Source organism: Streptomyces sp. SID11385 (assembly GCF_010548245.1).
Taxonomy (GTDB): Bacteria; Actinomycetota; Actinomycetes; order Streptomycetales; family Streptomycetaceae; genus Streptomyces.
In genome coordinates this window covers 1-9297 of record NZ_JAAGLR010000313.1, presented here as the reverse complement: position 1 = coordinate 9297, position 9297 = coordinate 1, and the positions used below count along the sequence as shown (strand labels likewise).

General features: G+C 73.8%; 7 protein-coding genes and 1 pseudogene. 3 read left to right on the top strand and 5 right to left on the bottom strand.

All coding sequences use genetic code 11. The annotated features are described in order from the left end of the window. Positions 1-198 precede the first annotated feature (198 nt). Together G3I42_RS09530 and G3I42_RS09525 are read right to left on the bottom strand one after the other, a co-directional pair. Complete coding sequence (locus G3I42_RS09530; protein WP_164284247.1) at positions 199-699, bottom strand: DUF3515 domain-containing protein; 501 nt, start codon at positions 697-699, stop codon at positions 199-201. Between the two features lie 21 nt (positions 700-720). Continuing rightward, on the bottom strand, positions 721-954 hold the full coding sequence (locus tag G3I42_RS09525) for an Lrp/AsnC ligand binding domain-containing protein (RefSeq protein WP_009068869.1): 234 nt from the start codon (positions 952-954) through the stop codon (positions 721-723). A 221-nt stretch (positions 955-1175) separates the two neighbouring features. On the opposite strand from G3I42_RS09525, the gene G3I42_RS09520 reads away from it, so the two are divergent. Next, positions 1176-2171, top strand: a complete 996-nt coding sequence (locus G3I42_RS09520; protein ID WP_164284245.1) for a thiamine-phosphate kinase — start codon at positions 1176-1178, stop codon at positions 2169-2171. A gap of 234 nt (positions 2172-2405) precedes the next feature. Beyond that, positions 2406-3230: a bifunctional hydroxymethylpyrimidine kinase/phosphomethylpyrimidine kinase gene (thiD, locus tag G3I42_RS09515; RefSeq protein ID WP_164284243.1), complete on the top strand. Its 825-nt coding sequence runs from the start codon at positions 2406-2408 to the stop codon at positions 3228-3230. A gap of 230 nt (positions 3231-3460) precedes the next feature. On the opposite strand, the gene G3I42_RS09510 is transcribed toward thiD, so the two are convergent. The 3 genes from G3I42_RS09510 to rpmB all read right to left on the bottom strand — a co-directional run bounded on the left by G3I42_RS09510 (position 3461) and on the right by rpmB (position 8689). Beyond that, on the bottom strand, positions 3461-4747 hold the full coding sequence (locus G3I42_RS09510; protein ID WP_164284241.1) for an FAD-dependent monooxygenase: 1287 nt from the start codon (positions 4745-4747) through the stop codon (positions 3461-3463). Positions 4748-4908: 161 nt separating this feature from the next. Then, positions 4909-8301: a BTAD domain-containing putative transcriptional regulator gene (locus G3I42_RS09505; RefSeq protein ID WP_203606585.1), complete on the bottom strand. Its 3393-nt coding sequence runs from the start codon at positions 8299-8301 to the stop codon at positions 4909-4911. Between the two features lie 202 nt (positions 8302-8503). Continuing rightward, positions 8504-8689: a 50S ribosomal protein L28 gene (gene rpmB / locus G3I42_RS09500; protein ID WP_008745436.1), complete on the bottom strand. Its 186-nt coding sequence runs from the start codon at positions 8687-8689 to the stop codon at positions 8504-8506. Positions 8690-8957: 268 nt separating this feature from the next. Between rpmB and G3I42_RS09495 the strand changes: the two are divergent. Beyond that, positions 8958-9297 (top strand): annotated as a pseudogene (locus G3I42_RS09495) (dihydroxyacetone kinase); the annotation flags it as partial.

The following is a 9297-nucleotide window of genomic DNA, read 5'->3' as shown; positions in this document are numbered from 1 at the left end:
CGGGCGACGTGGCGTCCGGGGCGCGCGTGGCGCGGCGTCCGCCGCGTACGCGACGTGTCCGTGGCGTGAGGCGACGTCGCGGGTGTGGGCGCTGCGTCGTGGGCCCGGCGAGCGGGTGTGCGCGACGTGGCCGGCCGCGCCGTCCCCGTACCGTCGCCTCGTCCCCGTATCCCCACCGCCGCGTGTCCCGCGCGGCGCTCAGCTTTCCGCGATGCCCTTCGGGATGGTGCCCGCGACGGGCTTCGCGAGGTCGGTGAGGGGGGAGAGGCCGTTGCCGGCGCGTGCGGCGGGGATCGTGACCTCGACGTAGGCGATGCGCAGCGTCGTGTAGAGGCGGAAGGGGCCACCGTCCTCGTGGACGATGGCCCAGTCCACGCCGTCCACCTCGACGCCGTCCGTCTTCGGGTCGTCGAGCGCGGCCGGACGGGGCACTCCGCAGCGCAGTATGATCGCCGGGCCACCCCATCCGGCCGTCAGTTCGGACTTCGGGGCCGGGTTGTTCCTGTCGAGTCCGTCCACGTGCTCCGGAAGCTTCGTGTGCAGCTTCCGGCACGCCTCCGCGGCGGCGGCGTCCGGCGCGGGGACCGCGGCCTTCGCCGCGGAGTCCGCCGCCGAGTCCGACGACGAACAGCCGACGGCGGTCAGCAGCGGGAGCAGGACGGCGGGAACGAGCACTCGCCGCAGCACGGAGATGTTCACGCCGCCCAGCCTAGACGGGGGTTACAGATGGACGACGGGGCAGGTCAACGTCCTGGTGATGCCCTCCACCTGCTGCACCTTCGCGACGACCATGCGACCGAGGTCGTCCATCGTCGTCGCCTCGGCACGCACGATCACGTCGTACGGGCCCGTCACGTCCTGGGCCTGTATCACGCCGTCGAACGAGCCGATGAGTTCGGCTACCGCGGAGGACTTGCCGACCTCCGTCTGGATCAGAATGTACGCCTGTACCACGGAACCTCCAGGGCGGCCATGAGGATCATGGGGAAAAGGGGACGCCACGGTATCGCGTCGCCGCGCGCCGCGGGGAGCCCCCCGCGCGTGCTGCGCCCCGCTCCGTACGGCGGTGCCGCTTCCGGGGGACGCGGCGCACGGAAGTTCAGGCGAGACTTGACGGTATCCGCGGCGACGCAGGCACACGGCCGTGAACGGTACGGCGCAGAAGGGGCACAGGGATGAAGGGCACTGTGGGGGAACTCGGCGAGTTCGGCCTCATCAGGGAGATGACGGCGCGGCTCACCACGACACCGGCGGTGCGACTCGGCCCGGGCGACGACGCCGCCGTCGTGGCCGCGCCCGACCGTCGCGTCGTGGTGAGCACCGACGTCCTCGTGGAGGGCCGGCACTTCCGGCGCGACTGGTCGACCGCGTACGACGTCGGGCGCAAGGGCGCGGCACAGAACCTCGCCGACATCGCCGCCATGGGCGCGGTGCCCACCGCGCTCGTCCTCGGCCTCGTCGTCCCCGCGACGCTGCCCGCGACATGGGCGACGGAGCTGATGGACGGGCTGCGCGACGAGTGCCAGGTGGCGGGCGCGGCGGTGGTCGGCGGCGACCTCGTACGCGGCGACACGATCACCGTCGCGATCACGGCGCTCGGCGACATGCGCAACCAGGAGCCGGTCGTGCGCTCCGGAGCGCGTCCGGGCGACGTCGTCGCCGTCACGGGCTGGCTCGGCTGGTCCGCCGCCGGGCACGCGGTCCTCTCGCGCGGCTTCCGCTCCCCGCGCGCCTTCGTCGAGGCGCACCGCAGGCCCGAACCGCCCTACCACGCGGGCCCCGCCGCCGCCGCGCTCGGCGCGACGTCCATGACCGATGTGAGCGACGGCCTCATCGCCGACCTCGGCCACATTGCCGAGGCGAGCAACGTCCGCGTCAACCTCGTCTCCGGCAAGGTCGACGTGCCCACGCAGATGTACGACATCGGGCAGGCCGTCGGCGTCGACCCGCTCCAGTGGGTGCTCACCGGTGGCGAGGACCACGCGATCGTCGCGACGTTCCCGCCGGACGTGAAGCTCCCGGCGCGCTGGAAGGTCATCGGCGAGGTCCTGCACCCCTCGGCGCGCCCCGAGGTGACCGTCGACGGCGCGCCATGGACGCGCGCGGGCGGCTGGGACCACTTCGGCGGGGACGACGGGGACGACGGGATCGAGGTGCCGGGGCGGGGGTGAGGGAGCGGGTGCGGAGGGCGGGCGGGGCCGGCGGGGTGGCGTGACGTCGCGCGCGCCGTCGACGCGATGTGGCATATGCGACGTCGCGTGCGACCTGCGGTGATGCCCGCGGCGTACGCGACGTGCGCGGCGCGGCAGGGCGGCTCCGGACGCGGCGCGCGACGTGCCGGGCGCGGGGCGGCGGAGCGCGACGTGGGTGCGCCGTGGAGCGGTCGGGGCGGTAGATTCGGGCGTATGCACATACCCCCGCGTGTCCTGACCGTGGCCGGTTCCGACTCCGGCGGCGGCGCCGGCATCCAGGCGGACCTCAAGACGATGCTCGCGCTGGGCGTGCACGGGATGAGCGTGCTCACCGCGGTCACGGCGCAGAACTCGCGCGGTGTGCAGGGCGCCTGGGACCTCCCCGTGGAGGCGGTACGTGCCCAGTACCGCAGCGTCGTCGACGACATCGGCGTCCAGGCGGTCAAGACCGGGATGCTCTCCTCGGCCGCGCTCGTCGAGACGGTCGCGGAACTCCTCGCGACGACGGACGCGCCGGCCGTCGTCGACCCGGTGGGCGTCTCCAAGCACGGCGACGCGCTGCTCGCCTCGGACGCCCTCGACTCGGTACGCACGCGGCTGCTCCCCGTCGCCACCGTCGCCACCCCCAACCTGGACGAGGTCGCCCAGCTCACCGGCGTCCAGGTCACCCGCCCCGAGGACCTGCCCGAGGCGGCCGCGGCCGTCCTTGCCCTCGGCCCGCGCTGGGCCCTGATCAAGGGCGGCCACCTGGAGGGCGAGGCCGTCGACCTCCTCACCGACGGCACGGAGGAGCACTGGCTGCGCGCCCCCCGCCTCGACAACCGCCACACCCACGGCACCGGCTGCACCCTCGCCTCCGCCGTCGCCTCCCACCTCGCCCTCGGCCACGACGTCCCGACCGCGGTCCGCGCCGCGAAGGACTACGTCACAGGCGCCATCGCCGCAGGCTTCCCCCTCGGCACAGGCATCGGCCCCGTCGACCACGGGTGGCGGTTCCGGGGAACGGGGGAGGAGGGGACGGGGGAGACGTCGGGGTGAGGCGGGGGGTTGCTGGGGGCCGCTGACGTCGGGCGGTGAGGGGGCGCGTGGCGCGACGCGGTGCGGCGTCCGGCGCGACGTGACATATGCGACGTCGCGCGCCACCTGCGGTGATGCGGTGCGCGGCACGCGACGCGGCGGCTTGGCGCGACGTCGCCTATGCCACGTCGCCCGGCTCCGCCCCTTCTTCACCCGGCATCGCCTCCTGGCCGGTACGCGACGTCGCGGTCTCACTCGCGCGTGGTGTCGCGTCGTGCCCCGTAACACCGCGGGTAGTCCTTGAGCCGGATGTTCTGCGCGGCGTGGAGGGTGATGCGGCGGAAGACGCGCGTCATGACACGCGCGCCGAGGACGCGGTACGTGCGGTCGCGGCGGCGGATCGCCGCCTGCGTCGCGGGGGCGAAGAAGGGGCCGACGTTGGCGGCGGTCTTCTGGCAGCCTCGCGCGAAGGCCGTCATCTCCGCCTCGTAGGCCGCGAACGCAGCACGGTGCGCCCCGCGCGCCGCCGCCAGTTCGCCGGCGAGCACGTACGCGCCGACCAGTGCGCATCCCGTGCCCATGCCGCCCATCGTCGCGCCGTACCCCGCGTCACCGAGCAGGACGACGCGGCCCCGCGCGAGCCCGTCCACCTCGCTCCGGGCGAGGGCGTCGAAGTAGAGGTCGTCCGCGTCGTCCAGGGCGTCGAGGACGTAGGCCGTGTGCCAGCCGCCGCCCGCGAACCGCTCCCGCAGCAGCCGTTTGTGAGCCGCGACGTCGCGGCGGTCATGGGACAGCGGATCCGAGGCGAAGACGAGTGAGGCGAGGGCGCGGGCCGGGTCGCCGCCGTAGTGGCTGAGCAGGACGGTGCGGCCGGGTTCCGTGTACATGCGTGCCGTGCGGTCGAGACCGAGGTGGTTCGGGAGGCCGAAGGCGGCGAAGTAATAGCCGCCGAAGCGCACGTGGCACTCCTCCGGACCGAAGACCAGGGCGCGCGTGTGCGAGTGGAGACCGTCGGCCCCCACTACCAGGTCGTACCGCTGCGGCGCGGCCCGCTCGAACGAGACGTCCACACCGTCGTCGTCCTGCCGGAGGGAGGCGATGGAGTCGCCGAAGACATAGCGCACCCCGCTCCTCGTCCGCTCGTACATGATCTCCGCCAGGTCGCCGCGGTGGATCTCGACATCGCCGCTCAGCATGGATGCCGGCAGCTCCACGAGGACCCGGTCCGCCGCGTCGACGACGCTCTGTGCACCCATGTGCGTCTGCCGCGCCGCCACATCATCCGCGATGTCCATGGCGCGCAGCACCTCGGCGTGCACCGCGCCCCTGAAGTCGACGGCGAAGCCACCGGGGCGCAGCTCCGGCGCCTTCTCCACGACGGTCACCTCCGCGCCGTACCGGTCCAGCCAGAAGGCGACCGCCGGACCCGCCACGCTCGCCCCGGAGACGAGCACGCGCAGCCCGGCGAGGGGCGGGCGCGCGGGACTGTGGGGCAGGCGGCTGACGTCGGGCGGAATGGTATTGCTGTTCTTCGTCATGCCGACAGGGTCGGGCCGGGCGCTTACGGTGCGCTGACGGTGCTCTGACAGGCGCGCACACGCGACGTCGCGGGGCACGGGCCGGGCGCCATCGGGACGCTGGGTGCCGGCAACGGGCGACATGGCGGGCCTGGGACGCGCCGCACCGTCGCGACGTGGCCTCACGGCGTGTCCGGCACCGCACGACGTCCTCGCTCCCGCGCCGCGTCGTACGCGACGTCGCCCAGAGCGTCGCGCACCGCCTCCCCTACCCCGGCCGTCTCCTCGTCGTTCTCCGGGGCGTCGGCGGGGAGGCCGCGCAAGACCTCCGCGCGCCCCAGGTGCTCCGCCGCGCCGTACAACAGCTTCCGCGACGCGGCGTCGCCCGCGTCCCGAACGGCACCGGATTTTCGCGGCCCGTGTCCGGCCCGCGCGACGCACAGCCGCGCGAGCACCTCGTACGTCTCCGCCCGCACACTCCGTACCAGCACCGTCGCCGCCTTCGCGCGGGCGCGCTCCGCGCCTTCCCCGGCCCGCTCCACCTCGCCCGCGTCGAGGTCCGTCCGCACCAGCCCGAGCAGCGCTCGGACTTCCTCCGCGGCACCGAACCACGTCGTGGAGAACAGTCCCAGCGCCGCGACGTATCTCTCGCGCGCCGTGGTCGTCGCGCCCTCGTGGCGCGCGACGTCGCCCAGGCCGCGCAGCGCGACGCCGACCTTGTCGACCAGTCCGTAGCGCCGGTACGCCGCCTCGGCGCGTCTCAGATCCGCTGCGGCGTCGCGCGGACGGCCGGCCCGCAGCAGTACCTCCGCGCGGTGCGTGAGCATGTCCGCGTGCTCCTCCGAAGACCGCAGTCGCGCCGTCAGTTCCAAGGCTTCGTCGAGCATCGCGAGCGCCTCGGCGCGACGCCCGGAGAGATCCGCGGCGTACGCGAGCCTGTCGAGGGTGTTGGCGATGCCCCAGCGGTCGCCGAGCGCGCGAAATCCGCGCAGGGCCTCGCGGTACGTCGCCTCGGCCGCCACGGGGCGTCCCGCCTCGCTCTCCAGCAGACCGGTGCCGAGCAGGAGCAGCGACCGCGCCCACGGTGTGCCGCCCAGCTGCCAGCCGGCCGTCTCGTCGCCCCACTCCCTCGGCCCGCCCGCCAGGGACCACAGCACGCCGATCGCAGGGTGCCGCGCCGGTGTCGTGAGCCCGCCCAGCACGGCGGTCGCACGGTCCGTCAGGGCACGCCGTTCACTTACCGGAAGATCCTCCGACGCCGCTGCGCACAGGCACAGCGCGTACTCCTCGGCGAGACCCGGTGGCGGTACGTCGCCGAGCGTCGCGAGGAGCGCACGCGCCGCGCCGACCTGCCTGCCGTGCAATCCGCGCAGCCGCCAGAACCAGGCGAGCGCGGCGATCATGCGCAGGGCGCGTTCCGGCGTGCGGGAGAGCAGGTGACGCAGCGCCGCGTCGAGGTCGTGGCGCTCGGACATGAGACGGTCCAGGGCGGCCACCTGGCGGCCCTCGTGCAGCAGCGGCTCGCTCTCCTCGGCGAGGCGCAGAAACCACGCCGCGTGGGCGTCGCGCAGGCGCTCCGTATCGCCTTCGGCGGCGAGTTGTCCCGCGCAGTAATCGCGAATCGTCTGGAGCATGCGGTAACGGCCGGTCTTCACCTCCAGGAAGGACTTCTCGACGAGCGAGTCGAGGAGGTCCGCCGCGGCGGGTGTCGCGCAGACCCCGGCGACCGTGGCGGCGTCCGCGCCATCCACGAACACGGAAACACGTCGCGCGAGTTGACGCTCACGCGCATCAAGCAACTCCCAGCTCCACTCGACGACCGCACGCAGCGTGTGATGCCGCGGTGCCTTCGTCCGGTCCCCGCGCGACAGCAGCGCGAAGCGGTCACTCAGACGCCGTTCCAGCTCGCGCGGAGGCAACGTGCGCACGCGTGCCGCCGCGAGTTCCACGGCCAGCGGCAGCCCGTCGAGACGTGCGCAGATCCGCCGGATCACCGCTGTCTCATCGGACGCGCCCGTCTCGGCCCCCGTGTCCTGCACAGTCGCCTCGTCCGTCGCACCCCAGTCCTCGTGCCCCGGCGGACGGACTGCCGCGGCGCGCGCCTCGAAGAGCCGTACGGCGTCGGTGAGACCGAGCGGCGGTACCGGGCGGACGTACTCGCCCGTGAGACCGAGTGCCTCGCGGCTCGTCGCAAGCACCCGCGCGCCGGCGCAGGCGGCGAGGAGCGACGCGACGCACCGCGCCACGTCGGCGACAAGGTGCTCGCAGTTGTCCAGGACGAACAGCACGGGGCGCTCGCCCACTGCGGCGACGAGCCGTCCGAGAGCGTCGTCGCCCACCGGTCCCCGGAACGCGTCGCGCACCCCGAGCGCGGCGAGGAGCGTGTGGGGCACCTGGGCGCCGTCCTCCAGCGCTGCCAGCTCGACGTAGCGGACCGATGCCGCCACGCCTCGCGCCGTCTCGACCGCGAGCCGGGTCTTCCCCACGCCGCCGGGCCCCGTGAGCGTGACGAGGCGCCGGGCGGGACCGGCGAGCAACTGGGTGAGCGCGGCTCGTTCCCGGTCGCGGCCGATGAATTCGGTGAGGGGGAGTGGGAGGCCCCGCGGGATGGTGGGAGACGTCGCGTCGTCCGGCGCGTCGGGCGGGGCAGCCGTGGCACCACGACGCGACGTCGCGTCGTGCGGAGACGTCGCGTCCCGCGCGGTGGGGGTGTCGCGTCGTGCGGGGGACGTCGCGTGCGACCTGCGGTCTTGGGCCGCCGCCGTCGCGGCGTCGGCGCGCGGCGTGCGCGCATCCTCGCGCCCCGTCCCGGCACCGCCGTGCGGCCTCGTGCCGCGCAGGAGGTCCGTGTGCAGCTCCGCCAGTTCGGGTGACGGGTCGGTGCCGAGACGTTCCGCGAGGAGGGCACGGGTCTCCTCGTACAGAACGAGGGCTTCGGCCGGGCGCCCCGTGTCGCGCAGGGCGGACATCAGGAGAGCTCGCAGGGACTCGTCGAGCGGGTACGTCGCGAGCAGGCCACGCAGTTCGGCGACGAGCGCCGACGACGGCCGCACGCGAAGGTCCGCAGCGATGCGACCGCGCAGGGCCGCGGAGTGCAGGGCGTCGAGCCGGACGGCGTGGCCGGTGCGTACCGCGAGGTCCGGCAGTGCCTTGCCACGCCACAGGGCCAGGGCGTCGCGGAAGGCGGCGGCGGCTCCTGCCGCGTCATCGGCGTCGAGTCGCTGCTGCCCTGAGACCGCGAGCGTCGCGAAGCGGTGCGCGTCGACGCACGCGCGATCGGGGATACGGAGGCGGTAACCCGGGGCGACGTGCGTCACTTCGGCACCCGTCGCGGCGATGCTGCGGCGCAGCCGGGAGACCTGGGACTGAAGGGCGTTGCGCGCGCCCTCGGGTGGCTGTTCGCCGTACACGCCGCGCAGCAGGTGCTCCGCCGGTACGACGCGTCCCTCGTCGAGCAGGAGCAGAGTGAGCAGGGCCCTCGGCCGCGGGCCGCCCACGGCCAGCGCCGTACCGTCGGGCGCCCGTGCCACGAGCGGACCGAGCACGCCGAAGAAGGGCAGGGGGGCGGCGGTCACGGGAGGTGGCTGGTGGTGGCCACTGGCCCGGTACAGGGAGTCGGCACCGTAGCGGAAAGAGACGCTCCGGTCTCCGGGCACACGTAAGAGCCGGTCCGCCCTAAGGCGGACCGGCTCTTACAGCAACCAGCCAGGTGGCCGCGCCGCACTACGTCAGCGCGAGACCGGATCGGTACCGTCGTGAAACGGGACCGCCTCACGCTTAGCGCGAGACCTTGCCGGCCTTGATGCACGAGGTGCAGACGTTGAGCCGCTTCGGCGTTCCACCGACCACGGCACGCACGCGCTGGATGTTGGGGTTCCAGCGACGCGGCGTACGGCGGTGCGAGTGCGAAATGTTGTTGCCGAAGCCCGGCCCCTTGCCGCAGACGTCGCAGTTGGCAGCCACGGGTCACTCCAAAGACTTCAGATGCACTTACAGTGAATCCCGGCAGGCCGGGATCAGAGACGGAAGTGCCTGATTTGGCGTTGCCGGGGGGAATGGCCCGATTCTCATCGGGCAACCGGAGCAGCATACAGCGGCTACTCCCGCTCTACGAAACTACCATGACCGCGGCGATGGCCGTCCCCGGGCTCCGGCCGCACCCGGTCCGAGCTGCGACTACGCTGCGTTCGTCCTGCTGCGCAAGGAGGCCCTGGTGCCCGGGAAGGCCCTGATGTCCGGGAACGAAGGACGGCTCCTCGACGCCACCACGCTGCGCGTCTGGTGCGCGACGGCACTCGACGCACTGGGCCGGGCGCGCGAGGAGATCGACTCCATCAATGTCTACCCGGTCGCCGACGGCGATACCGGAACCAACCTCTACCTCACGACGGAGGCGGCGTCCCGCGCCGTCGAGGCCGTCTTCGAAGCGTACGAGGACGGTGCGGCGTACGGGGACGGCGCGGCTTGCGCGGACGGTGCGGACGCCGCGCCGGGGCCCGGTCTCGACGGCGTCGCCCGCGCCATGGCGCACGGCGCGCTCGTCGGCGCGCGCGGCAACTCGGGCACGATCC

Excerpts from the sequence above, each read along its gene's own strand:
- G3I42_RS09520 (WP_164284245.1), top strand. The coding sequence starts at position 1,176 with ATGAAGGGCACTGTGGGGGAACTCGGCGAGTTCGGCCTCATCAGGGAG.
- thiD (WP_164284243.1), top strand. The coding sequence starts at position 2,406 with ATGCACATACCCCCGCGTGTCCTGACCGTGGCCGGTTCCGACTCCGGC.
- G3I42_RS09510 (WP_164284241.1), bottom strand. The coding sequence starts at position 4,747 with ATGACGAAGAACAGCAATACCATTCCGCCCGACGTCAGCCGCCTGCCC.